The 25088-nt window shown below is 71.4% G+C and carries 18 protein-coding genes; 11 read left to right on the forward strand and 7 right to left on the reverse strand.

The genetic code is table 11. The features are described 5' to 3' along the window. Window positions 1-176 precede the first annotated feature (176 nt). Both WME97_RS04685 and WME97_RS04690 read left to right on the forward strand, forming a co-directional pair. Window positions 177-1418, forward strand: coding sequence for a glycosyltransferase (locus WME97_RS04685; RefSeq protein WP_437549752.1), 1242 nt, complete (start codon window positions 177-179; stop codon window positions 1416-1418). 153 nt (window positions 1419-1571) lie between these two features. Further along, complete coding sequence (locus WME97_RS04690; protein ID WP_044963993.1) at window positions 1572-1949, forward strand: STAS/SEC14 domain-containing protein; 378 nt, start codon at window positions 1572-1574, stop codon at window positions 1947-1949. 154 nt (window positions 1950-2103) lie between these two features. Here the strand turns inward: WME97_RS04690 and WME97_RS04695 are convergent, their stop codons facing one another. Both WME97_RS04695 and WME97_RS04700 read right to left on the reverse strand, forming a co-directional pair. Continuing rightward, complete coding sequence (locus WME97_RS04695) at window positions 2104-3306, reverse strand: P1 family peptidase (protein ID WP_437549753.1); 1203 nt, start codon at window positions 3304-3306, stop codon at window positions 2104-2106. Continuing rightward, window positions 3303-5597: a D-alanine--D-alanine ligase family protein gene (locus WME97_RS04700; protein ID WP_437549754.1), complete on the reverse strand. Its 2295-nt coding sequence runs from the start codon at window positions 5595-5597 to the stop codon at window positions 3303-3305. The genes WME97_RS04695 and WME97_RS04700 overlap by 4 nt, the downstream gene beginning before the upstream one ends. Window positions 5598-5777: 180 nt before the next feature. Here WME97_RS04700 and WME97_RS04705 point away from each other — a divergent pair, with 180 nt between their 5' ends. After that, a complete protein-coding gene (locus WME97_RS04705) occupies window positions 5778-8240 on the forward strand; it encodes an ATP-dependent helicase (protein ID WP_437549755.1) in 2463 nt (820 codons plus the stop codon). 104 nt (window positions 8241-8344) lie between these two features. Here WME97_RS04705 and WME97_RS04710 read toward each other — a convergent pair whose 3' ends face one another. Together WME97_RS04710 and WME97_RS04715 are read right to left on the reverse strand one after the other, a co-directional pair. Continuing rightward, window positions 8345-10207, reverse strand: a complete 1863-nt coding sequence (locus tag WME97_RS04710) for a hypothetical protein (protein WP_437549756.1) — start codon at window positions 10205-10207, stop codon at window positions 8345-8347. Between the two features lie 272 nt (window positions 10208-10479). After that, complete coding sequence (locus tag WME97_RS04715; protein WP_437549757.1) at window positions 10480-11340, reverse strand: MBL fold metallo-hydrolase; 861 nt, start codon at window positions 11338-11340, stop codon at window positions 10480-10482. 137 nt (window positions 11341-11477) lie between these two features. On the opposite strand from WME97_RS04715, the gene WME97_RS04720 reads away from it, so the two are divergent. The 3 genes from WME97_RS04720 (at window position 11478) to WME97_RS04730 (ending at window position 15682) form a co-directional block, all read left to right on the forward strand. Next, entirely contained in the window at window positions 11478-12734 is a 1257-nt protein-coding gene (locus WME97_RS04720) for an MFS transporter (RefSeq protein ID WP_437549758.1), read from the forward strand. Between the two features lie 641 nt (window positions 12735-13375). Continuing rightward, on the forward strand, window positions 13376-14626 hold the full coding sequence (locus WME97_RS04725) for a DNRLRE domain-containing protein (protein ID WP_437549759.1): 1251 nt from the start codon (window positions 13376-13378) through the stop codon (window positions 14624-14626). 162 nt (window positions 14627-14788) lie between these two features. Continuing rightward, the gene (locus tag WME97_RS04730) at window positions 14789-15682 is read left to right on the forward strand and encodes an N-acetylmuramoyl-L-alanine amidase family protein (RefSeq protein ID WP_437549760.1); all 894 of its coding nucleotides are present in this window, start codon (window positions 14789-14791) and stop codon (window positions 15680-15682) included. 6 nt (window positions 15683-15688) lie between these two features. Here the strand turns inward: WME97_RS04730 and lon are convergent, their stop codons facing one another. Continuing rightward, window positions 15689-18100 (reverse strand): endopeptidase La, encoded by a 2412-nt coding sequence (gene lon, locus WME97_RS04735; protein WP_437549761.1) that lies wholly within the window; start codon window positions 18098-18100, stop codon window positions 15689-15691. A 117-nt stretch (window positions 18101-18217) separates the two neighbouring features. On the opposite strand from lon, the gene WME97_RS04740 reads away from it, so the two are divergent. Both WME97_RS04740 and WME97_RS04745 read left to right on the forward strand, forming a co-directional pair. Next, window positions 18218-19213, forward strand: a complete 996-nt coding sequence (locus WME97_RS04740; protein WP_437549762.1) for a lysophospholipase — start codon at window positions 18218-18220, stop codon at window positions 19211-19213. A 14-nt stretch (window positions 19214-19227) separates the two neighbouring features. After that, on the forward strand, window positions 19228-19614 hold the full coding sequence (locus WME97_RS04745; protein WP_437549763.1) for an NFACT RNA binding domain-containing protein: 387 nt from the start codon (window positions 19228-19230) through the stop codon (window positions 19612-19614). Window positions 19615-19705: 91 nt separating this feature from the next. On the opposite strand, the gene WME97_RS04750 is transcribed toward WME97_RS04745, so the two are convergent. Beyond that, window positions 19706-20179: a hypothetical protein gene (locus tag WME97_RS04750; RefSeq protein WP_437549764.1), complete on the reverse strand. Its 474-nt coding sequence runs from the start codon at window positions 20177-20179 to the stop codon at window positions 19706-19708. Here WME97_RS04750 and WME97_RS04755 point away from each other — a divergent pair. Then, window positions 20171-20377 carry a hypothetical protein gene (locus WME97_RS04755; RefSeq protein ID WP_437549765.1) on the forward strand — a complete coding sequence of 69 codons (207 nt, stop codon included), beginning with the start codon at window positions 20171-20173 and terminating at the stop codon, window positions 20375-20377. The genes WME97_RS04750 and WME97_RS04755 overlap by 9 nt on opposite strands. A gap of 143 nt (window positions 20378-20520) precedes the next feature. Here the strand turns inward: WME97_RS04755 and WME97_RS04760 are convergent, their stop codons facing one another. Further along, window positions 20521-21237 (reverse strand): hypothetical protein, encoded by a 717-nt coding sequence (locus tag WME97_RS04760; RefSeq protein WP_437549766.1) that lies wholly within the window; start codon window positions 21235-21237, stop codon window positions 20521-20523. A gap of 489 nt (window positions 21238-21726) precedes the next feature. Between WME97_RS04760 and WME97_RS04765 the strand changes: the two genes are divergently transcribed. Together WME97_RS04765 and WME97_RS04770 are read left to right on the forward strand one after the other, a co-directional pair. Further along, window positions 21727-23031, forward strand: a complete 1305-nt coding sequence (locus WME97_RS04765; protein WP_437549767.1) for a glycoside hydrolase family 5 protein — start codon at window positions 21727-21729, stop codon at window positions 23029-23031. 167 nt (window positions 23032-23198) lie between these two features. Continuing rightward, window positions 23199-25055, forward strand: coding sequence for a hypothetical protein (locus tag WME97_RS04770; RefSeq protein WP_437549768.1), 1857 nt, complete (start codon window positions 23199-23201; stop codon window positions 25053-25055). Window positions 25056-25088 lie beyond the last annotated feature (33 nt).

Consider the following 25088-nt stretch of genomic DNA (forward strand, 5'->3'; position numbering starts at 1 on the left):
GCGGCGGAGCGTACCGCAACGTGGCAGCCGAGAGCTAGGCTCTCGGCCGGCCCGCGGTCAGCGTGGACGCGTCCAAGCTCCTGCCCGCGCGCGGGGACGGGCGAGGAGGAGCTTGATGACGGTCGCGGCGGCCTCGGGTAGGCTGCGCGGCGCAGCATAAAGAAGGGTGGTGATTCGTGCGCGTGCTCCATGTTCTTCATACGTCGCTGCCTGTCATTGCGGGGTACACGATCCGCAGCGACTACATCATCAAGCACCAGGCCGAGCACGGGATGCGGCCGGCGGTGGTGACGTCGGCGCAGCAGGGGTCCGGGGATGCGCTGAAGGACGAGATCGGCGGCATCTCGTACTGGCGGACGCGCGAGCCAACCGGCAAGAAGCTGCCGCTGGTCAGGGAGCTCCAGCTCGTGCGGGCGCTGGAGGCGCGCGTCGAGGACGCGATCCGGGAGTTTCAGCCCGATCTCGTGCACGCGCACTCGCCGATGCTCGTCGGCCTGCCGGCGCTCGCGGCGGCGCGCCGCTTCGGGCTGCCGCTCGTCTACGAGGTGCGCGACCTCTGGGAGAACGCCTCCGTCGACCGGGGCAAATTCAAAGAGGACTCGGCGCCTTACAAGGTCGCCGCCGGCCTCGAGACGATCGTCTACAAGTACGCTGACGCGACGGTGACGATCTGCGAGGCGCTGAAGGGCGCTGTCGCGCCGCGGGTGCGCAGCACGGACGCGCTCCACGTCGTGGGCAACGGCGTCGACTCGGACAAGTTCGCGCCGCGGGAGGCCCCGCCCGGCGCCTGGGAGCGCTTCGGGCTCGCGGGGAAGAAGCTCATCGGCTACGTCGGCACCTTCCAGCCGTACGAGGGGCTCCAGACGCTCATCGCGGCGATCGGCGACATCGCGCGGGAGATCCCGGACGCGCACGTCGTGATCACCGGGGCCGGCGGCCAGGAGATGGAGCTCAAGGCGTTCGCCCGCGAGCGAGGGGTGGAGTCCAAGGTGACCTTCACCGGGCGGGTGCCGCACGACGAGGTGTTCAACATCTACGCGATGGCGAGCCTGCTCGTGTATCCCCGCATCCGGACCCGCACGACCGAGCTCACGACGCCGCTGAAGCCGCTCGAGGCGATGTCCATGGCCCGGCCCGTGATGGTGAGCGACGTCGCGGCCATGGGGGAGCTCGTCCGTTACGGCGAGACCGGGTTCGTCTTCAAGGCGGGCGACAGCGCCGACCTCACGAGGCGGTGTGTCGAGGCGCTCAAGGACCCGGCGCGCCTCGAGCAGGTCGGCAAGAACGCGCGGGCGTGGATCCTCAAGGAGCGGCAGTGGCCCACGCTGCTCTCGCGGTACGAGACCATCTACGAGCAGGCGATCGCCGTGCGGCGCGGACAGGGCAAGTCGCGCGTCGGCGAGCCGCGCGCGGCGTGAAGGGCGGCGACGCCGGCCCGGGCTTCCCACGGCCGACGGCCAGCGTCGCTGCCGCGTGAGCGTCGCGATCCCTAGGCGCGTCCTCGCGCGATCCGGGGTATGATCACGCGGCCCCATCCCTCCCCTTCGGGAACTGGCAGGAGGTCTCTCAACGTGTTCGAGATCAAAGTCGACCGGAACATCGCCATGGTGGATTTCGTCCTCGAGGGGCGTGTCCGCCTCGAGGAGATGGAGAACTTCGTCAGCGAGCTGAGGAAGGCGTGCGAGAGCCTCCAGGGCCGGGGGATCAAGATCAAGGCCGATGTCCGCGGGTTCAGGCCGATGTCCCCCGATGTGGCGGAGAAGATCCGCGCCGTCCAGGAGTTCGGCCTGGAGCTCGGGGTGATGCGGGTCGCCGAGATCATCGAGAGCGACATCGTCGCGCTCCAGCTGAACCGCGTGGCGCGCGAGAGCGGCACGGACAAGGTCCTCCGGCGCTTCTGGGACGAGGACGCAGCCCACGAGTGGCTCCTCCACGGTGATCCGGAATGAGCGGCGGGCACCCGCTTCGGATACGGGCCCATCTCGACGTTTTCGGTGCTCAGCGCACCTGAGTGCGCTTCCGCGCCGAAAACGCCGATCTGGGCCCGTCTCCTGTGCGGGTGATCGCCGCTCGGCGGGGCTTTTGCCAGAGAGAAGGGGGGCGCTAGAAGAGGGGGGGCGGGTCGGAGGGGTGCGGGGGGCGGTACTGCTTCAGGATCTCGGCCACGGCGTCCAGCGGCAGGGCCGGGGCGTGGTGTCCGCTGTGGCCGGTCATGTCGACGCCGCCGAACATCGCGTTGAGGATCGCCTCCTCCACCACGTCGACGGTGGCCTCGTAGAGCGCGTCGACCTCGGTGTCGAGGACGAGCTCGGCCATGTGCCGGCCCGGCGCGAGGGGGTGCACGCTGAGCGAGCGGCTCGACCGGGGGGCGCTCCACTGCTCGGTGGGGACGCGAGGCACCCGGTTCGCGGTGCTCCAGGCGAGGACGATCTCGCCCGAGTTGTTGGCCGCATACCCGCCGGTCCGGCCGATCGCGAGCGCGGCGCGCCGCGCGAGGCGCGCGAGCTGGCGATGGATGAGCGGGGCGTCGGTGGCGACGAGCACGATGATCGAGCCGGCGGGGCCCCGCCGCGGGACGTGGTTGAAGCGGTCGCTGATGAGCCGCCCGACCGGGACCCCATCGACGCGGAGCAGCTCGCGATCGCCGAAGTTCGACAGCACGAGCGCCCCCACGAGGGCGTCGACCCCGCCGACAGGGACCGACCGGCTCGAGGTGCCGATCCCGCCCGCGAAGTGGAACGTCTGCATGCCCGTGCCGGCGCCGACGCACCCCTCGGCCACGGGGCCACCCCGGGCGTTGTCGATCGCCTCGTCGACGTCGGCCTGCGCCACGTGGCGCCCCACGGCGTCGTTGAGGAAGCTGTCGTCGCACTCGGCGACGACCGGGATCACGACGTCGTAGTCCTTGCCGATCTTGGGGTGCTTGCGCGAGAGCCACGCGACGGTCGCGTCGAGGACGCGGCCGACGCAGAGCGTGCTGCAGAGCAGGATCGGCGTCTCGCAGAGGCCCCACTCGTTGATCTGCGAGAGGCCGGTCACCTCGCCCGCGCCGTTGAGCACGTAGCTCGCGGTGAACACCCGATCGAGGAAGACGTCGCCGTCGGCCGGGACGACCGCGGTCACGCCCGTGCGCACCGGACCGAGGCCGGGGACGAGCTCGCCTTCGCCCTCGATCTTGGTCACGTGGTGGACCCGCACCCCAGGGATGTCCGTGATCGCGTTCTCCGGACCGGTCGGAAAGCGGCCGATCGCGACGCCGAGATCGCGCAGCCGAGGGCGCCTGAGCGCGGTCGAGGGCGCGCTCATGGGCCGGCGACCTCGCCGCTCGCGACGGAGACCGTGTCGGAGAGGGGCGCGGACTCCGCCGGCAGCGGCGCGGGCCCGGCGAGCGCCGGGCCGGGCGCGGCCAGCAGGCCCGGGTCGGCGGCCGGCGAGGCGATCGCCGCGCTCGCGGAGGGCGCGGCCGCGCCCGCCGCAGGCGCCGCCGCGGTGAACGCGGCCCGCGGCGCCGCGGCGCGGGCGTCGCGGTAGCGCTTGAGGCAGCCGGCCAGGATCTCGCCGATCAGCGTCCGGTAATCCATCCCCGCCACCTTCGCGATCACGCAGAGATCGCTGAAGTCGGGCGTCAGGCCGGGCAGCGGGTTGATCTCGATGACGTACACCCTGCCGTCCTTCGCCATGCGCAGATCGACCCGGGCCACGTCGCGGCACGCGAGGGCCGCGAACGTGTCGCGCACGACCTTCTCGACGCGGCGGAGCTCCGACGGCGTGAGCTGCGCGGGGCACTCGAAGCGCACGCGCGGCGTGTCCGATTGCTTCTCGTCGTAGCCGTAGACGGGGTAGGTGGGCGGGTCGACGAAGACGACCTCCATCGGCGGCAGCACCTTCGGCCGCCGCTCGCCGAGCAGGCCCACGGTGAACTCGCGGCCCGTGATGTACTCCTCGATGAGGGCCGGCTGGTGGTAGCGATCGACCAGCTGCTTCGCCGCGGCGCGCGCGGCGGCCTCGTCCTTGACGACGGACGCGGAGGTGATCCCCTTCGAGGTCCCCTCGGCGTTGGGCTTCACGATCACCGGGTATCGGAACGGCTTCAGCTTCTCGCGCCCGGTCGTGACCACCTGCCACTCGGCCGTCTCGATGCCGGCCGCCCGCAGGATCTGCTTCGTGAGGCCCTTGTCGAGGGCGAGCGACAGCGTTGTCGCGTCCGAGCCGCTGTAGGGGATGCCGAGCAGCTCGCAGAGCGCCGGCACCTGCGCCTCGCGGCCGCGGCCGCGGAGCCCCTCGGCGATGTTGAAGACGACGTCGACCCCGGAAGCCGCGAGCGCGCGCGGCAGGTCCGGGGTCGCCTCGAGCGGGACCACGGTGTGGCCGTAGCTCTCGATGGCGCTGGCGATCGCCTGGATCGTGCGCGGCGAGTCGAACTCGGCCTCCAGGTCGTGCATCGTGCCGGGGCCCGCCTTGTCGGCCGCGGCCGTGTCGCTCCGCTTCATGTTGTAGGTGAAGCCGACGCGGAGCGCGGTCCGCTTCGACCGGCGCGGCTGGTTGCTCTCCAGGAGCGGCAGGAGCCCCCGCCGCTTGCAGGCGCTCCTCACGATGGCCCGGATCACGCCGTCGAAGTCGACGCCGCGCTGCGCCGCCGCGACGAAGACGCTGGCGCCCGGCTGGAGGGTGGGCAGCCCGTCGACCTCGAGGAAGTGGACGTCGTGGCCCTGGCTGCGCGAGGCGGACGGCGTGACCCGGAACTCGCAGCGGGCGTGATCCTTGAGGTCCAGGGCGCGCACGACGCGCGCGGTGAGCGACCGGATGCGCTCGAGCGTGGCCGCGGGCAGCTGCGCGGGCCGGCGCGTGACGTGCTCGGGCTTCGCGTGCTTCAGGTTGAAGTCGTAGACGTTGTAGCTGCCGGGCACCTGGGGATCGATCACGAACTCGATGGGGTCGAGGATCCCCTCGGGGATCCCGGTGCCGCTCGAGCGCGCGGGGCTCGTGTCCTTCAGCCCGTCGACGAAGGCGCACGCGACGTCGATGCCGGCGATGTAGTGCTCGACCAGCAGGCCCGCCTCGAAGCGCGCGAGCTGCCGCTCGACGACCTCGGCGAGGTGGTGCGCGTCCTCGCAGACGCTCCACTCCCGGAAGATGCCCTTGGAGGAGCCCTCGAAGTTCGGCTTCACGATGACGGGGAAGCTCATATCGTCGAGCGCGCCGCTCTCCAGCGTGGTCCGGTTGACGAGGCGGGCGCGCGGGGTGGCGACGCCGTAGCTCGCGAGGACGCGCTTCGTGAGCGACTTGTCGAGCGCGACGTTCAGCGTGTAGGCGTCGGAGCCGGTGTACGGGATGCCGAGCTCGTCGAAGAGCGACGGATAGAACGCCTCGCGCGTCTTGCCCTTGTGGCCCTCGGCCGTGTTGAAGATGAGGTCCGGCTGGAGCGCCTCGAGCCGGGCGAGGACCCGGGAGGCCGGCCCGCTGACCTCGATCCGCTCGACCTCGTGCCCGGCTCGCTCGAGCGCGCCGGCGATGGCGGCGATCGTCTCCGGGCTGTCGAACTCGGCTTCCTCGGCGGAGCTCGTGATCTTCAGGTTGTGCGTGAGCGCGATGCGCATGGTCTCTCCTGTGCCGGTCGTCCGGGCCGCTGCTCCCCCGGTGCTCTGCCGGAGGCGCACGCGCGTGCGAGATTACGGCCAGCAGGCGTGATTTGCCGGGGAAAAAGCAGGAGAGCGCCGCGGGGGGCTCCGGCGCTCGGCGGGCTCCCGCTCGCGCGGAGGTCGTGCTAGCGACCCCGTGTGGATCGTTTCGCCGCACACGACGCCGACCGCTCTCCGCCGCCCGAGCCTGGCCTCCCTTACGAGGAGCTGAACGAGCCGCAGGCGCGCGCGGCCAGCCACGCGGCGGGGCCGCTCCTCATCTTCGCCGGCGCGGGGAGCGGCAAGACCCGCGTCATCGTGTACCGGATCGCGAACCTCATCGTCACGCACCGTGTCCCGCCCTACCGGATCCTGGCGGTGACGTTCACGAACAAGGCGGCGACCGAGATGAAGCGCCGGCTGGAGGGGCTCATCGGGGCCGACATCGTGAAGGACCTCTGGGTCGGCACGTTCCACGCGGTGTGCGCGCGCCTGTTGCGCCGGCACCACGAGGCGGCCGGGCTCGACAAGAACTTCGTCATTTACGACGACGACGATCAGCGGGCGGTCATGAACCGCGTGCTCAAGGAGCTCAACCTCGACGATCGGCGCTATCCGCCCCGCCAGGTGCTCTCGCGCATCCACGCGGAGAAGCAGGAGGGGCGGGGGCCCGCCGAGTTCGAGCGGAAGGGCTACTTCGACGACGCGATCGCGCGGTGCTTCGAGGCGTACGAGCGGCACCTCAAGGCGGCGAGCGCGGTGGACTTCGACGACCTGCTGCTCGCCGTGCTGCGCATCGCGGAGGACCCGACGAGCTACGCCGGCGAGGATCTCCGGGGGCGCTTCCGGCACGTGCTCGTGGACGAGTTCCAGGACGTGAACCAGGTGCAGTACCGGCTCGTCCGGGCGTTCTGCAAGAGCCACGACAACCTCTGCGTGGTCGGCGACGACGACCAGAGCATCTACCGCTGGCGCGGCGCGGACGTCCGGATCGTCCGCGGCTTCCGGCGCGATTTTCCGCACGCGACGGTGGTGAAGCTCGAGCAGAACTACCGCTCGATCGGGCATGTCGTGCGGGGCGCGCTCGGCGTGATCCGCCACGCGTCGGATCGCGAGCCGAAGGAGCTCTGGACGGCGAACCAGGACGGCACGCCGATCGACGTGGTGGCGGCGGACAGCGAGCACGACGAGGCGGCGTGGGTTGTCGAGTGCGTCCGCGCGCTCATCGCGGAGGGCGTCTCGCCGAACGAGATCGCGGTGTTCTACCGGATCCACGCGCAGTCGCGTGTGCTCGAGGAGGTGCTGCGCGAGGCGCGCATCCCGTACCAGATCATCGGGGGCACGCGCTTCTTCGAGCGGGCGGAGGTGAAGAACCTGCTCTCGTACCTCCGCGTGATCGCGAACCCCAAGAGCGACGTGGATCTCAACCGCATCATCAACGTGCCCGCCCGCAAGATCGGCCAGAGCACGGTCGACAAGCTCATCCAGGCGGCGGACCTGCTGGGCGTGTCGCTGTTCGAGGCGATCGATCCGCTCCTGGAGGGGCGGGTGCCGCCGTCGGCGATGCCGGGGGGCCAGCTGCCGCCGCTCGCGTCGGCGGCGAAGCGCAGCCTGCTCGGCTTCCGCGATCTGATCCACGGGCTCATGACCGAGGCGAAGAGCGCGTCGCCGAGCGCGCTGGCGGAGGAGGTGCTCGCGCGGTCGGGCTACGCCAAGGCGCTCGAGCAGGAGGACAGCGTCGAGTCGGAGGCGCGGCTCCAGAACTTGCGCGAGCTCGTGCAGTCGCTCGTCGACTACGAGCAGGAGGCGACCGCCGCGGGCGACGAGGCGACGCTCGCGGGCTACCTCGAGCGGGTGAGCCTCGTGTCGGACGTCGACGCGCTCGCGGACGTGCCCAAGGTGGCGATGATGACGATCCACGCCGCGAAGGGGCTGGAGTTCCACGCGGTGTTCCTGACCGGCATGGAGGAGGACCTGTTCCCGTTCCGGAGCCAGGATCCGAACCGCAAGGGCGACATCGAGGAGGAGCGCCGGCTGGCCTACGTCGCGATCACGCGGGCGCGCGAGCGGCTCTGGATCACGCACGCGGCGCGGCGGGCGATCTTCGGCCAGACGCGTTACGGCTTGCCGAGCCGCTTCCTCGCGGATCTGCCGCCGGCCTCGGTGCGCCCGATCGCGACGCCCGCCAGCATGATGGCGCAGCGCCGGGTCGAGGGCGGCTTCGGCGGGGGCGGCGGGTACGCCGCGCCCGGGCTCCGGTTCGGCGGGCAGGAGCGGCAGGAGCGCTCGTGGGAGGGCCGCGAGCGGAGGCCCGGGGCGCAGGCTGACGAGCGGTTCGCAGGGGCGCGGTTCTCGCGGGAGGGCGAGCCGGCGAGGGCGCGCGGCATGGACGGCCCCGACCGGGCGCCGGGCGAGCGGTATGTCGAGCGGGAGGCGGTCGACCCGGGCGCCGAGGGCAGCGAGGGGCTCGCGTTGCGGCGCGGGATGCGGGTGTACCACGAGCGGTTCGGGCCGGGCGTGGTCGAGAGCGTGGATCCCGGGGCGGATCCGATCGCGACCGTGAAGTTCTCCGGGTGGGGGAAGAAGCGGATCAAGGTGGCGTTCCTGCGCGCCGGGCCGTGAGAGGGGCGGGGCGCTGGTAGCGCGTCGACAAGGGACGGTTCCGGCCGCGCGGGAAGCGCCGCCCAGCGGCCGGGCCCCTGAGAGGGGCCCTGAGCGACCCGGTGTCAGCGGCCGGAGGCGGCCGCGGCGGTGGACGTGGCGAGGCGCCGGAAATGCTCGATGCTGAGGAGGTTGCACAGGGTCTCCAGGTGCCGCCGGCGCGCCCTGTGCTCGTCCAGCAGGCGGGCGACGGACTCGTGCCCGAGCAGGTCCACGGCGATGCTGTCTCGCGAGAGGAGCACGTCGCGCGCGTGGTCGTGGAGCGGCCCCGCGAGCATTTCGGCGCGCATGGCGTCCGCCGAGCGGCGCTTCTTGCCCGAGCGGCCGCGCCACGCGCTCGCCGCTCGCCAGACCTCGCCGGTGACATAGAGCAGATCGCGCGCGAGCAGGCGTGAGAGCCCGGGCCCCTGGAGCGCAAGCAGGGAGTTGTCGTTCACGAGGATGCCGCGCGCGGACGGCAAGAAGCGGCGCACGATGGCGTCGTGGAGGCCTGCGTGCATGCCAATCGGGGAGGGCAGGCCGAACGCCAGCCGCACGAGGGATGGGCTGGCGTACGGGGAGAAGGTATTCCACCAGGCGAAACGCGACGTGATCGCGCCCCAGCGGCCATACCGCTCGAAGAGGTAGAATTGATCGAGCACGTCGTGGAGGTTGGGCGAGCGCCGGAACATCGCCTCGACCACCGAGCGGGTGCGCTCGCGGGCGGCGGCCAGAGGATCGGGTGAGCGAAAGCTCAGCGCTGTCGGGCGGCGCCACTTCCGGACGAAGAAGGCCGCTACGTCGTCCGCGTTGGCGCGGGCCACCCGCGTGTATTGGCCAGGGCGAGCATAGTAATAACCACGGAAGATCTCGCCTCCACCCCCTTCGAAGCCCAGGGGGCGGTCGTCCCAGCTCGGATACCTGTCAATCGCGCGCTTGGCGCTGGAATCGCCGTTCATGTGAAACGCGATGAGATCCGCGTGACGGCTGAAATCGTCGTGGATGGGCAGATCCAGCTCGCGGTGCTCGTGGCGTACGCCCACGAGAGCGGCGATGCGCCTGGCCACGCGCACGTCGAGGCTGTCGGTCGCGCCGGTGGTCTTGGCCACGATGCGCTCCGCCGGCGCGATCGACGCGACCAGCGCAAAAGCCGCGCGGCTGTCGATGCCCGCGGTCAGGTCGGCCTGCACCGTGTCGCAGCCCGCCGCGGCGAAGCGCGTGTTCTCGCGCATGGTGTCGACGATCCGGTCGATTCGCTCCCGGACCGCGGCCGCGTCGCGGGCGTCGATGCGGCGCTCGAACAGCCCGAGCGGCGCGGGGAGCCGCTCCAGGCGGCCGCCCCGCAGGCGCAGCCAGTGCGCCGGATCGCCCGGCTCGACGCGCGCGAGCAGCGGCCGCCCGCCGATGGACCAGTCCGCGGTGATGATCGAGCACGCCGAGGCGTGATCGATCTCGACAGGGCACGCCCCGGTCGCCACGAGCGCGACGTCGTGCGGAGAGACGTAGAGGACCCCGCCCGCGTGCAGGGTGCGCAGCGCCCGGCGGCCGAGCAGATCCGAGATCACCGAGGCCGTGCGCTCAGCGCGGTCGACGACGATGGCGGAGAAATTGCCATCGAGCGCGGCCACCGCGTCCCCGCCGCCCGACGTCCAGGCGCGGAGGACGGCCCTCGCGGGCGCAGCCCTGGATTCGCCCTGCAGCTCGCCGAACAACAGCACAGCGTGCGTGTCGGTGACCACCTGATCGAGCAGGGCGAGCCGCGCCCCCGGCTCCGGCGTGAGGAGCGCCCACCCGCCGCCCACCTCTGGCAGGACCTCCACCGTTATCCGGGGCTCCGGGCCCATGGAGGACATCCGCTCGCCGACGAGGAGCGCCGCGCGGCGGAGAAACGCGCCGGGATCGCGGTCGCTCGCGTCCGGCAGGTTGAAGGCGGCGATGAACGAAATCAAGGTATCCTCACCTGAGCTGTGATGCCCGCCCAGCAAAGCGGGTGATGGCGAGCGGCCGCGACGAGCGCTTCGCGCGCGAGGAGGGCCAGCGACGGGGAGCGCTCATGCGGGCGCGAATCTAGCCGGAGCTCCGCCATCGTCGCAAGCGACTGCCGAGAGGACGCCGCGCGGCCCCTCGCACGGAGCGCGCTGGCTGGGGAAGACGGCATCCCCGCTCCCACCCACCCTGGTACAAAGTCCTCAGGCACGGCGAGGGAACAACACGCCTCGACCTAGATCCACACCTCGCCTAGCAGCGGGAGCACGCCCAGGTTCACGTCCCGCGACGCCCGGCCGAGGCGCTCTGCCAGGCGCTCTCCCTGCATCGCGGGGAGCGCGACGGCGGGGCGATCGAGGGGCAGAAAGAAATTGTCCCAGTGAGAGAAGAGCACCGCGCGCGGCGACAGGGCGCGCGCGACGCGCTCGGGGAAAGCGCTCGAGGTGGTCCAGCCGGCCACGCAGAGCAGGAGCAGGTCGGGCTCCCTGCAATCGAGGCCCGCCTCGACGAGCTCCGCGCTGCCCAGGTGGACGATGCGCCGGTCCGCGACCCGGATCTCCACCGCAAAGACGGCGCCGCACCGGTAACGCTCGGCCCGGAGCGGGACCTGGTCGCAATCGGAGATGTCGCCGGGGAAGGGGACCCGGCCGAGCAGCAGGCGGGCGTGAGCGCTCGGGAAGAAGCGCAGCTGGAACGGGCCGACCTCGGCGACCACGGGCTCGCCGCCCGGCGCGCGCTCGACGTCGCGCACGCGCGCCGCGGGGACGCCGGCGGCGCGACAGAGCGCCGCCGCGGAGCGCGAGCCGAAGACCGTGGCCCCGGTGCGGAGCGCGATCTCCGGGATGTCGAGCGCGTGATCGAAATGGGTGTGGCCCGCGATGACGGCGTCGGCGCGCGGCGCGTGGCGCGCGATGGCGGCCACGTCGGGGACGAGCCGGCCGACCACGCAACGGAGGAGCGAAGCGCGCGTGAGATAGGGATCGATCAGCACCACCGCGCCGGCGTGCTCGATCGCGAACCCCGCCGTGCCCAGCCACCGCACCCGGACCTCGCCCGCCGGCGCGAGCGACCGCGGAGAGAAGGTGTCGGCGATCATGGGCGCGCGCTCGTCCGGCCGGCAGAAGGGGTGAGTCGGTGCGGCGTGCTCATCGAGATCGGATCGAGATCGAAACGTACGCAAGTGTCCGTGTTTCCGGCGACCGAAGCTCGTCCGCTCGGTTACGATTGTCGGTCGTGGCAGACCGAACGCGCGCCGGCACGATCGCCGCCCTCGCCGCGCTGTACTTCGCACAGGGCATCCCGTTCGGCTTCCAGGCGACGGCGCTCCCCGTCTTCCTGCGGGCGAGCGGCGTCTCGCTCTCCGGCGTGGGCTTCGCCGGCGCGCTCGCGCTCCCGTGGGCGGCGAAGGCGCTCTGGGCGCCGCTCGTCGACCGCTACGGCTGGGAGCGGATCGGCAGGCGCCGCTCGTGGATCCTGCCGCTCGGGGTGCTGCTCTCGCTCACGTGCGCGGCCGCCGCGTTCGTCCCGCCGTCGCGCCACCTCGGCGCCCTGCTCGCGCTGGTCTTCCTGATGAACCTGCTCGCGGCCACCCAGGACATCGCGGTCGACGGGCTCGCGATCGATCTGCTCGGGCGCGGCGAGCTCGGCCTGGCGAACGCCGCGCAGGTGGTCGGCTACAAGGTTGGCATGCTCGTCGCGGGCGGGCTGCTCGTCTGGGCGAGCGCCTGGATCGGCTGGGGCGGTCAGTTCGGGGCGATGGCCGCGCTCGTCTTCCTCTCGGCGCTGGCCTCGCTCGCGCTGCGCGAGCCTCCCGCGAGCGAGGCCGAGGCGCACGCGCGCCGGTCGCTCCGCGAGGTGCTCGCGGCGGTCTTCGCCGCCCTGCGGGCGCCTGGCGCGCTCTGGGTCGTCGCCTTCCTCGGGACCTACAAGCTCGGCGAGGCGATGGTCGACATGATGTTCAAGCCGTTCCTCGTCGACGCCGGCTTCCCGCCGCACCGGATCGGCCTCTGGGTGGGCACGTACGGCCTGGTCGCGTCGATCGCCGGCTCGCTCGCGGGAGGCCTCCTGTCGCACCGGATCCCGCTGCTCGCCGCCGTCGGGGTGACCTCGGCGCTGCGCACCGTCGCGATGGCGGGCGAGTGGTACCTCGCCGCGGCGGGGGCGCCCACAGCGAATGCCGTCGTCGCGGTCACCGTGGCCGAGCACCTCTTCGGCGGCGCCCTCACGACGGCGGTGTTCGCTTTCATGATGTCGCGTGTCCGGCGGTCGGTCGGCGCGACGCACTACACGCTGCTGGCCAGCGTGGAGGTGCTCGGCAAATCGCCCGCTGTGTGGCTCTCGGGCGCCGTCGCCCAGCGGCTCGGCTATGCCGGCCTGTTCGCCCTGGGGACCGTGATCTCGGTCGTCTTCCTCGGGCTGCTCTTGCCGCTGCGGGATGCGGAGAGCGGGAGAGGGGTGAGCGGGCCCGGTCGCCCCATTTTGCCCCAGTGACCAATTTTGCCCCAGTTCCGTGACCTGGCGAAATTGAATCGTAGAGGCAAGGCGGACGTCGAGACGCCGAGACGCCGAGACGCCGAAACGCAGGGGAACGCACGGGAACGCAGCGGAAAGAGGAGAGATGAAGAATTTTTGCTCTCTCCTCTTCCCTCGGCGCCCACGGCGCCCACCATGGCTCTCTTTCTCATGAGATCAGGGGGACAGCCTTTTTCGTCGCGGCGCTGGCTGGTGCGAAAGACGATGATCCGCGCGCCCATTTCATGATATAACCAGACAGCGCTACGGCTGACTGCTGCAAGAATCGCTCGTGACCGCGCTCGCCCGACTTCATCCATCGATCGCCAGGCCGACGACGACCCTCATCCCCCAAGGGGGGTGAGATCCTCCTGGGGGCCAGGGAGGTCGAGGTCGGCCACGATCCGGGAGGCGAGCGCCTGGTAACGGCCGTCCCATTGTGCCGTCGTGCCGCACGCGCTGGTTGACGAATGACTCCTTGAGCGCTCCGCCTTCGGGCAAATGGAGCACCGCATCCGCATCGCCCAGTTTGTAAGAAGTATTTTCTAAGTCCACAGCGTGCGGCAGCTCGCCGCACAGCGCGGCGCCGCCATGCCGGCGCCGCGACGAGGAGCTCTCCCATGAGAACCGCCTATCTGTCGATCTCTGCCTCTGCGCTCGCGCTCGCCTCGATGATCTCCGGCTGCATGGCTACAGCCGAGCCGCACGACGATACCGAAGATGCCGTCGGCGAGGGCGCGGCGGCGCTCGTCTCCTGCTCGGTGCTCCCCTCCGGCAACATCGTCACGAACGGCAGCTTCGAATCGCCGAACGTGTCGTCCGGCACGTCGTCGATCTACAACGGCTCGATCACCGGCTGGCAGGCCGCCTATGGTCAGATCCAGATCCATGACCACTCGAACGGCATGAGCCCCGCGCACGGCAGCCAGCACGTCGAGCTGGACGCCACGAACTCGAGCGGCATCTATCAGGACCTCACGACCGTCCCGGGAGCGACCTACCAGCTCCGGTTCGCCTTCGCCGCGCGCCCCGGCACGAGCGCGAGCCAGAACGTGCTGGGCGTCGTCTGGGGCGGCCAGCAGGTGGCCACGCTCACGACCGCCAGCACCGCATGGGTCAATTACACCTATACCCTCGTGGCCTCCGGCACGACGACGCGCCTCCAGTTCAACGACCTGGGCATCTCGAACGGCCAGGGGACGCTCCTCGATAACGTCACCGTGGTCGCCGCCGATACGGATCAGGACGGGGTGTTCGACTCGTGCGACAACTGCCCGGCGCTGGCCAACCCCTCCCAGGCCGACGCCGACGCCGACGGCATCGGCGACGCCTGCGAGCCCCCCCCGCCCGCCGAGCCCGTGTGCGTGGTCGTGCAGCGCGGCACCTACGGGAGCGTGCAGGATGCGCATATCCAGCCCGGCGTCTCGTGGCCGTACGGCGATTACCCGTACATGGTCATGAACACGTTCCCGGAGGGCGTGCAGCTGGGCGTGCTGGCCTTCGATCTGTCGTTCATCCCGGCGGGCTCCGACGTCGAATCCGCGACCCTCTCGCTGGCTCACACGTGGAAGGCGAGCGCCAGCACCATCGAGTTGCACCGCGTGAACGGCCCCTGGCAGGAGTCGACCGTGCACGCCGGCAACTTCCCCGGATACAACCCGGCCGTCGAGGCCTCGATCACCACCGTCGCCCAGGCGAGCGCCGTCGTGACGGCCAACGTGGCGGCCCTCGTCCAGTCCTGGGTGGATGGTTCCCCGAACCACGGCGTCGCGCTCCACGACGTGAACGGTCGGACCGATATCCGATCGAGCGAGCAAACGAACATCGCCCCCCGGCCGAAGCTCGAGGTCTGCTACACGCCGGCCCAGTAACGGGGTTCCGGCCGAGGTGCGGGGCACGCCGGGTCACGAGCTCTCGGACGTCCCGGGCGATCTCGGGATGTCGCCATGTCACGTCCCCTTCGTCACCTCGGCCACGCTCGCTTGCCGAGAACCTGACGCCGCGCTTCGCCTTTGATAGCAAGCGGAGCCGCGGTGATCTCGCGCAGGAAGCTCGTCCTCGGTCTCGCCGGCGCCGCCGGCGCCGCCGCCCTCTCACGGGCGCTCGCCCCGGGCTCCCCGCGCGAGATCGCGGCGCGGCGCGCCCTCAAGCTCCCGATCGCGCCGAGCGGGTGGCCGTTTCCAGGGGCCCGCGTCGTCGCCCCCTCCGCCGTCTTTCCGCCCGATTTCGGGGTCCGCCGCATCTACCTCGACGCCGGACATGGCGCCCCCGGCAACACCGGCAACCTCTCCTGCTTCTGCGTCGACGAGCAGGACTTCACCCTCGCCGCGGCGCGCGCCCTCGCCGAGCGGCTCAACGCCACCGGGCGCTTCGAGGCGCGCGTGGGCAGGGCCGGCGACCGTCCGTTGCCCTACGCGGAGCGCGTCGAGGACGCCGCCCGGTGGGGCGCCGACGCCTTCGTCAGCCTGCACTCGGACGTGCGCGGCAGGACCGAGACGTGGTCGCCCGGCCAGGGCCGCCAGTGCCCGCTCAGCCTCGCCGCGCCGGGGTTCGCCGTCCTGTGGTCCGACGAAGGTGATCCCGCCCTCTGCGCCCTCCGGCTCGCGCTCGCGCGCGGCTTTGCGAGGCGCATGGAAGAAGCAGGCCTGTTGCCCTACGACGGCGCCGCATACAGCGACCTGTACGCGCCGGACACCGCCCAGCCCGGCGTCTTCCTCGACCGGCGCCCCCCGGGACAGCGCATCTTCGTGCTGCGCCGCCCTTCCATGCCCTCCATCCTCGTCGAGACCCACCACGCGCTCGACGCCCGCGAGGCGACCCGCTGGACCGAGCCCGCCACGCTCGACGCCTTCGCCGCAGCCGCAGCCGCCGCGCTGGCCGATGCCCTCGGCGCCGCCGGTGCACCGGCCTCCTCGCCGCCCACCTGAGGCGCGTCAGGACGCCCGCGCGTGCGGCATCTCCTCGGGCGCCTCGAGGCGGATCGAGCGGAGCCGCAGGCAGAGCGCGAGCGCCTCGTCGAGCGTGTTCACCAGGTAGAACTCGAGCGAGCTCCTCACCTCGGCCGGCAGATCGTCGAGATCCGCCTCGTTGTCCGCCGGCAGCAGGATCTCGAAGATCCCAGCACGGTGCGCCCCCAGCACCTTCTCCTTGATCCCCCCGATCGGCAGCACCGTCCCGCGAAGCGTGATCTCCCCGGTCATCGCGATGTCGCTCCTGACCGGCCTGCCCGACAGGGCGCTCACCAGCGCCACCGCCATCGTCACACCCGCGCTCGGCCCGTCCTTCGGTACCGCCCCCGCCGGAACATGGATGTGGACGTCCCGCCGCTGCAGCCGATCGGACGGCACGCCGAGCTCCGCCGCGTGCGCTCGCGCATAACTCAGCGCCGCGCGGCCGCTCTCCTTCATGACGTCGCCCAGCTGCCCCGTGAGGACGAAATCGCCCTTGCCGGGCATCACGCTCGCCTCGACGTGCATGATGTCGCCACCCATCTGCGTGTAATACATGCCGGTCGCGACCCCGGGCTGATCGTACTGGAGCCTCCGCTCAAGGCGCATCCTGGCGCGGCCGAGCAATTCCTTCACGTCGTCGTCGGCGCCCACCACAGCCCGCTCGATCTCACCGGCCGCTATCCGCCGCGCGGCCTTCCGCGCCAGCGAGCCGAGCGTCCGTTCCAGCTGCCGCACGCCCGCCTCGCGCGTGTAGCCGCTGATGATCCCGCCGATCGCCGTGCCCGTCACGCGCAGCTGCTCCTCGCGCAGCCCGCACTCCTTCCGCTGCCGGGGAAGCAGGTACTTCCGGGCGATCTCGTGCTTCTCCTGCTCCGTGTACCCGGCGAACAGCGCGGGCTCCATCCGGTCGAACAGCGGAGGGGGGATCGTCTCGCGGAAGTTCGCCGTGCAGATGAACAGCACCTCGGACAGGTCGAACGGCAGTCCGAGGTAGTGGTCGACGAAGCCGTCGTTCTGCGCCGGATCCAGCACCTCGAGCAGCGCCGCGCCAGGATCGCCCTGGTAAGAGGCGCCGAGCTTGTCGACCTCGTCGAGGACGATCACCGGGTTCTTCGAGCCGATCCGCTTGATCCCCTGGAGGATGCGGCCAGGCATCGCGCCCACGTACGTGCGCCGGTGGCCGCGGATGTCCGCCTCGTCGCGCGCCCCGCCCAGCGAGACGCGGACGTACTTGCGCCCGAGCGCCCGCGCGATCGACTCCGCGATGGACGTCTTGCCGGTCCCGGGCGGACCGAGGAAGAGCAGGATCGGCCCGCGGGAGATCGCGCGGCTCCGCTCTCCCTCGCTCCTCGCCTGCTCCAGGCGCAGCTTGCGGACGGCCAGGAACTCGAGCACCCGGTCCTTCACGTCGCCCAGGCCGTAGTGATCCTCGTCGAGGATCGCCCGCGCGCGATCGAGATCGACATGGTCGTCAGTGCGCTGGTTCCAGGGCAGATCCGCCACCCACTCGAGCCACGTCATGAGGACCTGCGCCTCCGGCGACGTCTCCCGCCCCATGCGCCGCAAGCGCGCGAGATCGCGCCGGGCCTCCTGCAGGATCTCCGCCGGCAGGTTGGCCCGCTGCAGCTTGTGCTCAAGACGTGCGGCGGCGTTCTCGTCGTCCTCCTCGCCGAGCTCCTTCTGGATCGCGCGCAGCTGCTCGCGCAGGTAGATCTCCCGCTGCCGCTCGCCGAGCTCCTCCTCGACGGTCGTCCTGATCTTCTCCTGGGTCTCGACGATGCCGATCTGCCGGTAGAGGTGCAGCGCGAGGCTGCGCATCCGCTCTTCCGTCGAGAGGATCTCGAGCAGCGCCTGCTTCTCGGGGGTCGGGAGGTCCAGGTAGAAGGCGATGTGGTTCACGAGCTCGGCCGGGCCATACATGCTGCCGACGAACTGCTTGAGCACGTCCTCGGGCGCGCCGCGGTGGCGGCCGTACTCGACGGCCCGCTCGCGCACCTCGCGGGAGAGCGCCTCCAGGGCGCCGTCCTCCTCTGGACGGAGGGGCAGATCGGCGAGCTCGATGACGGGGGCGCGGATCACGCCGTCGACCTCGGTGTAGCGGGGCGCGGCCGCTCGCCGCTCGCAGTAGAGCACGAGCTGAAGGCCCGACCCGAACCGCTGCACCTGGGTGATGCGGGCGATCACGCCGATCGAGAAGAGGCCGCCCGCGGTGGGCTCCTCGGCGGCGTCGCGCTGGGCGACCGCGAAGATGCGCTTGTCTTCTCCCTCGACCCGGAGGGCGGCCTCCACCGCGCGCAGCGTCTTCAGCCGTCCGACCGTGATGGGCGTCGCTATCCCAGGGAAGAGGACGGTGTCGCGCAACGAGAGCACGGGCAACGATCGGCGCTCGGGCATGGCCGGCCTTTGTGCGAACCTCATGCCATGGAGGACCGTACCGAAAACTCCTTTCGGCGCGGAAGCGTCGAGAATCGTGGTCAGACGCGCGCGGAGCGGTGGTAGGGTCGGCCCGCGATGCCCGCGGACACCTTCACGTTTCAGGCGGACGATGGCCGAGAGCTCTTCGTGTACCGCTGGCTCCCGGACGGCGGGGCGCGCGGCGTCGTCCACGTCGCGCACGGCATGTCGGAGCACGCGGGCCGCTACGCGCGCCTCGCGCAGGCGCTCTGCGCCGACGGGTGGGCCGTCTACGCGAACGACCACCGCGGCCACGGCGCGACGGCGCGCGGGAGCGACGAGCTCGGCTTCTTCGCGAGCCAGGGCGGCTTCCAGCGGGTCGTCCGCGATCTCGCGCAGCTCCTCGCGCGCGCGCGCGGCGAGCACCCCGGCCTGCCGGTCGTCCTCTTCGGCCACAGCATGGGCGCCGCCCTCGCGCAGGAGGTCTTGATCGAGCACGGCGGCTCGATCGACGGCGCGGTGCTCTCCGGCGCGGCGGGCAAGGCGAACGCGCTCGTGGACGCGGGCCGGCTCGTGGCGCGCGCCGAGCGGCGGCGGCTGGGCGAGCGCGGCAAGAGCCAGCTCCTCCAGACGATGAGCTTCGACAGCTTCAACAAGGTGTTCGCGCCGACGCGCACGCCCTTCGACTGGCTCTCTCGCGATCGCGCCGAGGTCGACGAGTACATCGCCGATCCCCGCTGCGGCTTCCCGGCGACGACCTCGCTCTGGGTCGACCTGCTCGACGCGATGGCGGCGCTCGCGCGCCCCGAGCGGCTCTCGCGCATCCCGAAGGACCTGCCCCTCTACGTCGTCTCCGGCTCTCGCGACCCGGTCGGCGGGCTGCTCAAGGGCGTCACCCAGATGATCGAGGCGTACCGCGCCGCCGGTCTCCGCCGGGTGGCGCAGCGGTTCTACCCCGGCGGGCGCCACGAGATGCTGAACGAGATCAACCGCGAGGAGGTCGTGCGGGACCTGCTCGCGTGGCTCGACGCCGAGGTGGCGGGCGAGGCGAGGGCGCCGGCGAGGCCCGCGCAATCGGGCACCGGACGCGGCGCCGGCGCCGCGCCCGGCTGACGGCGGGGGCCGGCATGGGCAGCAAGGGGCGGCCGTACCGCACGCTCACGATCGATGGCTTCGAGGTGCTCGTCGGCCGCGGCGACGAGGACAACGACGCGCTCACCTTCGAGATCGCCGAGCCGCACGATCTCTGGCTGCACGTGGCCGGCGGCACGCCGGGCAGCCACGTGATCGTGCGCAACCCCGAGCGCGTGGAGGTCCCGCGCGAGGTGGTCGAGCGCGCCGCGGCGGCCGCCGCGTGGTACTCGAAGGCGCGGAGCGCCGCCAAGGTGGAGGTCCACGTCTGCAGGGCCGGGGACGTGAGCAAGCCGCGGGGCGCGCCCGCCGGGCTCGTTCAGCTCGCGCGGTGGAAGAGCGTGCGCGTGCGGCCGGAGATCCCCGGGCGCGATCCAGGGTGACCGCCGCTCTAGCGCCGGGGCGTGGTGCGAGGGCGACGGCGAGCCGCGCAGGGGCGAGCGACGGCTCGGTACGTCGTCGTGGGGGCTCCGCTCAGCGCTCGTTCGAGATCACGCACGCTCCGGCCTGGCAGGAAGCGGTGAGGCCGGCACACGGCGCGACCAGACACGCCACCTCGTCTCCCAGGCACTTGGGCGCGGCCGTGCCCGTGGGGACAGCGTCGCAGTTGCAGCCTCCACAGTAATTGTCGACGAGGCTGCAGTCGGCGTCGGTCACGCACTGGCGCTTCGGGGCGGGCACGCACGCGGCCCTCCCCTTCCGTTCCTCGCAGACAAACCCGTCCATACAGCGGATGACAGCGCAGGTGAGGCGGCCGCCCGCGGGCCCCGCGAGCTCATCCGCCTGCTCGGAGAGGTTCTCCTCCTCGGCGCCATCGAGCTCGGCGCCATCGAGATCGCCCACGGGCGGGGCGCCGCACGCGGAGAGGAGCGTCGTGAGCGCCGCGGTCGTCGCGAGCAGCGCGCAAAGGTGCATCTTCATCGAGCGCAGGTTCGTGTCATGAAACATGATGTCTTCTCCCATCGTTCTGGTGAGGGGCGAGCCGCCGCTTTCACCTTGGGGCCGGGCGCCTCGCCGTCGTCGATAGAGGAGTATGCGCGACGCTCGCCACATCTGACATCGCGTATCGTTTTCTTTATCGCCGCATTTCACCATGGCGGCAATCTGGCAGCGGCAGCTGCTCGCCTGGCGATCGCGAACAGCTAGACTGTCGCCGTGCAGCTTCGCATCGAAGGGGATCGATTGACGCTCACCCTGGAGGGCGCCGAGCGGCTCTGGGCCGTGAGGCTTCGGCCCATCGTGGTGCCCCGGCCCGAGGGCTGCGGCGGCGCGCTGCGAGGCCGCTGCGCTCACGCGCAGAGCGAGGCCGCCCTGCTCCGTCCTCCGGGCCCGCTCCGCGCGTGCTCGCCGCACCCGGCGGCCAGCTCCGCGAACCGCCGCTTGAGGCGGCTGCTCCAGGCTTGCACCGCGCAGGCGCTCATGCCGGTCCGCGCGCAGACCGAGGCGATCGGCTCCTCCTCGATGAGGAGCGCCTCGAGGAGCGAGAGCCCGAGGGGGCTGAGCTCCGCCCGGAGCAGGCCGAGGGGGCGCTCCAGCGCGTCGCGGGCGAGCACCCTGGCCTCCGGATCGTCGTCGGACCGGGCGCCCTCCTCCGGGGCGTCGTCGAGCGGCAGCGCCGCGGCGTCGAGCTGCCGCTTCCGGCAGCGGAAGGCCGCGGCCACCTTCTGGTCGGCGATGAGGCCGACCCAGTTGGCGAGGCTCAATCCGCGGGCCGGATCCCAGGCGCGGAGCGCCCGGCTGTCGTCACGGAACAGCTCGACGAACACGTCCTGCACGAGGTCGTCCATGCGGTCGTCGGCGCCACCCGCGAACCGCGCGCGGCGCCGGTGGAGCGCCCGGCCGACCCGCGCGTGAATCACCGGCGTGAGCGCGGCGATCACGGATCGGAGGCACCGAATCTCTCCGCCGAGCGCGGAGTTGAGGGCGGATGTCGTCAGGTTGGCGTCGGGCAAGCGGATCTCCTCGGGCTGCGAGCAGGGAGCGTCCTCGCTCGTCTCGCCATGCATCTGCCGTCCTCGCCCGCGTCCGCGGGTGTGCGCGCACGGAAGACAGGAGGCGGCAGAAGAAAGATGCGAGGCGGATGCGGCGGACGTGACCGCTCCGTCATCGGGTGTTCGAGAACCCTGCGAAGCGCTCAGGCCTTGTCGTCGTAGCAGCCTGCGTGCCTGCGCCCGCGCCGCGGGCGCAGCGCGCTCCAGCGAGCGTGACGCGTCCCCCTGGCCGGCTCGTGCAACTCTTGCACGACCGGCTAGGTAACTCTTGCCTGATCCCGGTAACTCCTGCACCCGGCGGGCGCCCCGCCCGCGCGCGGCGGCAGGGCGACGGTGAGCCGCGCCCTGGTAGCGAGCCGCCCCTTGGTCGTGAAGGCCGAGCTTAAGCTCCCAGGATCCGGCGTGGATCGCGGTCCGGGAGCGTCCGTGCGATTTGTGAAGGCTGGCAGGGGCGCAGCGCAACCGGAAGGAGACGAGCTCCTTTCCATCACCCGCAGAGGACCCATGACCCACGCGTATCGACTTGCTTTCTTCTCGATTCTCGGCTGGCTGGTCGCTTGCAACTCCACGGATCCCGATGTCACGTCGGGCGCAGGCGCGGCCTCCGGAGGGGCCACCGGGGGCAGCGGCGGAGGTACGGCCACGGGTGACGCCGGCACGGGCGGTGCCGGTGCGGGCGACGCCGCGACGGGCGGCGCCGGTGCGGGCGACGCCGGTACGGGTGGTGCCGGTACGGGCGGTGCCGGAACGGGGGGAGTCGGGGGCTCCGGCGGGACCGGCGGATCAGCGACGCCGGTGGACGCCGCGGCCATGGTCCCCGACATGGGCATCGGCGCCAACATCGGCAACACGCTGGAGAACACCACCGAGTGGGAGACGGGCTGGGGCCAGCCGCTGATCACGCAGACGTTCATCAACGGCATGGCCAGCCACGGCATCAAGACGGTGCGCGTGCCCGTGGCCTGGGACACCTACGCCGTCAATGGCACGATCGACGCCACCAAGATGGCCCGGGTCAAGGAGGTGGTGGGCTGGATCGAGGCCGCAGGGATGTACTCGATCGTGAACATCCACTGGGATGGGGGCTGGATCTACAACGAGGACAACGCCGACAAGTACAAGCTCACCGACGGCGTCAAGACCAGGTTCGCATCTTACTGGACCCAGATCGCCACGGCCTTCAGCGACGTCGGTCACAAGCTGATCCTCGAGGGGATGAACGAGGAGGGGAACTACTGGGTCAACGGCGTTCAGGACGGCGGGACGCCGGACTACGCCGCCCTGAACGAGATGAACCAGATCTTCGTCACCACCGTGCGAGAGCAGGGCGGCTACAACGCGAGCCGCGCCCTGCTCATCGCCGGCTTCGTGACGGACATCGACAGGACGTGTGTGGGCGATTTCAAGGCGCCGACCGATCCGGCCGGCACGAAGAGCCTCTTCCTCTCGATCCATTACTATACGCCCTATACCTTCTGCGGCCTCGACAAGGTGGAGAGCTGGGGCTCCCCCAAGACGACGTGGGGCACGGAGCCCGAGAAGGCGGAGCTGAAGAGCAAGTTCGACACGCTCGGCGCGTTCAGCGCGCAGCGGAGCCTCCCGATCATCCTCGGCGAGTTCGGCGTCACGCTGGGCACGAACTACCCCCGTGAGCCGGCGTCGCGGACGCTGTGGATGCGGTCGGTGGTGGAGGCGGCGAAGTCGCGCGGCGTCGTTCCTGTGCTGTGGGACACGGGGACGGACATCAAGCGCACGGACGGCTCGTTCTCGACGGAGTGGCAGGCCGTCGTGAGCGCCGTCAACCGGTAGTCGGCGCCGCCGGCGCCCGGCGGCGCGGCGGGCGCGGCGCGCCCCCGGCCGTCGCTTCGTCCGGCCATCGCGAAACTGGACGATCGCGCGAAACCACCCAACCTGGCCCGCGTACCTGGGGTGGCTGGACGACATGGAGCGGTCCAGACCACACCAAGGAGAGGGGCATGTCATCGACACGAGACGTCGGGATGGCGAGGGTTTGTGCGTCCGCCGTGCTGTTCTTCGCCGCGGGGGCGTTCGCCGCGTGCGCCGTCCCCGAGGGCGCCGAGCCCTCTGGCGATCATGAGGGCTCGGAGGGCTTCGGCGATCCAGGTGAGCGGGAGGCTGAGGCCGAATCGACGGCCGAGGCCGAGAGCGAGCTCAAGGTGAACGACTGCGTGAACCCGCACTCGTTCGCCGGCTGCAACGACGCGGCCGTCCAGAGCTGCGTTTGCGCGGCGGACCCGTTTTGCTGTACCACCCAGTGGGACTCGATCTGCGTCGGGGAGGTGACGAGCCTCCATTGCGTACCGCCGTCCACGTCCGTCATCGGGCGCCTGCAGTGCGCCGCGCCGGACGGTGCGGGGACGATCACGAGTGCGATCGCGTTCGCGCCGGTCAGCATTCCCGGCCTCGGGAGCGGCGTGACGGACGCGAACGGCGATTTCAGGATCCCCATCTCGTCGATCGCGAGCGCGAGCGTGCACCTCGACGTGACGTACGACGGCGTCGTGAGCTCGAGCGGCGTGACGACGCCGCTCACGATCATGGACGAGCTGCACGCGCCGCGGAGCCAGGGGGCCGACGTCGCTGGCAGCCCGCGCTCGAGCGGCGATCTCGACGTCGACGTGGTCACGCTGAGCGGCGTCGACTGCGAGCTCTGGCGGCTCGGCGTCGATACCCTGAGCGACTTCCACGCCGCCCGCGGGGCCCAGCCGCCCGCGCACGCGCTGCGCATGCTCCGCTGGAGCGGGGTCTACGTGGGCACGCCCTTCACGTTCTACGACTACATCAACATTCGCACGGACTTCCTCACGAGCACCTGGGGGAGCACGGCCGCGGAGCGCCGGCGGGTCATCACCCACGAGTTCGGGCACAGCGTGCGGCACGTCGCCGACGGGGATCTGAACCACTGGAATGGTGACGACGTGGCCTATGTCTATGGGCGCTCTCACGACGGCTCCGAGATCGCCAACCAGGGGTACGCCTTCAACGAGGGCTTCGCGGACTACTGGGAGCAAGCCCGGGTCGGCACGCGCGGCCGCCTCTGCGGCAGCGGGGACGCGTGCCCGTCGAGCCAGTACCGGGACTGGAACGAGAAGCGCATCGCCAACGCGCTGCTCGACCTGTCCGATGTCGTGGGCGACAGCGCGATGATCCAGGTGCTGGAGGCGAACCCCGGCGCGATCCACAGCCTTTACGATTTCCAGGCGCGTCTCCACGTGCAGAACCCCGCCGTCCCGGCCCCCGCCGCGGTGCCGGCCTGCCCGCCCGGCTTCAGCGATGACGGCGCGACGTGCTCCTCCACGGTGGCAAAGCCGAGCTACGGGCGCGGCGTCGGCGCGGTGCCGACGCTCTGCGGCGCGGGCCAGCAGTACGACGCGGGTCTCTGCTATCCTGCCTGCGCGTCGGGCTACTACGGGGTCGGCCCCGTGTGCTGGCAGAGCTGCCCGGCCGGGTACTCGGACGACGGCCTCACGTGCCGGCGCGACGCGCATATCATCAACGCCAACAACTCCGCGTGCCCCTGGTACGACGTCTGCGGCCTGACCTTCGCCAAGGGCTGCTCCACGTGCCCGGCGGGGTATAGCAACGACGGCTGCACGTGCCGGCGCGACGCGCATATCTTCGGAAAGAGCTCTTACGGGCGCGGCGCCGGCTCGGTGCCGACGAGCTGCGGCGCGGGCCAGCAATACGACGCGGGTCTCTGCTATCCGGCCTGCGCCTCCGGCTACAGCGGCGTGGGCCCCGTGTGCTGGGGGAGCTGCCCGGTCGGCTATGTCGACTTCGGTGCGACGTGCACGAAGGTCATCTCGAAGTGATCGACGGGCCGCTCGCCTCCTCGAGCAGAGCGG

It is taken from the genome of Sorangium sp. So ce367 (genome assembly GCF_051520455.1).
Classification (GTDB): Bacteria; Myxococcota_A; Polyangia; order Polyangiales; family Polyangiaceae; genus Sorangium; species Sorangium cellulosum_B.

Excerpts from the sequence above, each read along its gene's own strand:
- WME97_RS04695 (WP_437549753.1), bottom strand. The coding sequence starts at position 3,306 with ATGAGCGCGCCCTCGACCGCGCTCAGGCGCCCTCGGCTGCGCGATCTC.
- WME97_RS04700 (WP_437549754.1), bottom strand. The coding sequence starts at position 5,597 with ATGCGCATCGCGCTCACGCACAACCTGAAGATCACGAGCTCCGCCGAG.
- WME97_RS04715 (WP_437549757.1), bottom strand. The coding sequence starts at position 11,340 with ATGATCGCCGACACCTTCTCTCCGCGGTCGCTCGCGCCGGCGGGCGAG.
- WME97_RS04725 (WP_437549759.1), top strand. The coding sequence starts at position 13,376 with ATGAGAACCGCCTATCTGTCGATCTCTGCCTCTGCGCTCGCGCTCGCC.
- lon (WP_437549761.1), bottom strand. The coding sequence starts at position 18,100 with ATGCCCGAGCGCCGATCGTTGCCCGTGCTCTCGTTGCGCGACACCGTC.
- WME97_RS04740 (WP_437549762.1), top strand. The coding sequence starts at position 18,218 with ATGCCCGCGGACACCTTCACGTTTCAGGCGGACGATGGCCGAGAGCTC.
- WME97_RS04745 (WP_437549763.1), top strand. The coding sequence starts at position 19,228 with ATGGGCAGCAAGGGGCGGCCGTACCGCACGCTCACGATCGATGGCTTC.
- WME97_RS04755 (WP_437549765.1), top strand. The coding sequence starts at position 20,171 with ATGAAACATGATGTCTTCTCCCATCGTTCTGGTGAGGGGCGAGCCGCC.
- WME97_RS04750 (WP_437549764.1), bottom strand. The coding sequence starts at position 20,179 with ATGTTTCATGACACGAACCTGCGCTCGATGAAGATGCACCTTTGCGCG.
- WME97_RS04760 (WP_437549766.1), bottom strand. The coding sequence starts at position 21,237 with ATGCATGGCGAGACGAGCGAGGACGCTCCCTGCTCGCAGCCCGAGGAG.
- WME97_RS04765 (WP_437549767.1), top strand. The coding sequence starts at position 21,727 with ATGACCCACGCGTATCGACTTGCTTTCTTCTCGATTCTCGGCTGGCTG.
- WME97_RS04770 (WP_437549768.1), top strand. The coding sequence starts at position 23,199 with ATGTCATCGACACGAGACGTCGGGATGGCGAGGGTTTGTGCGTCCGCC.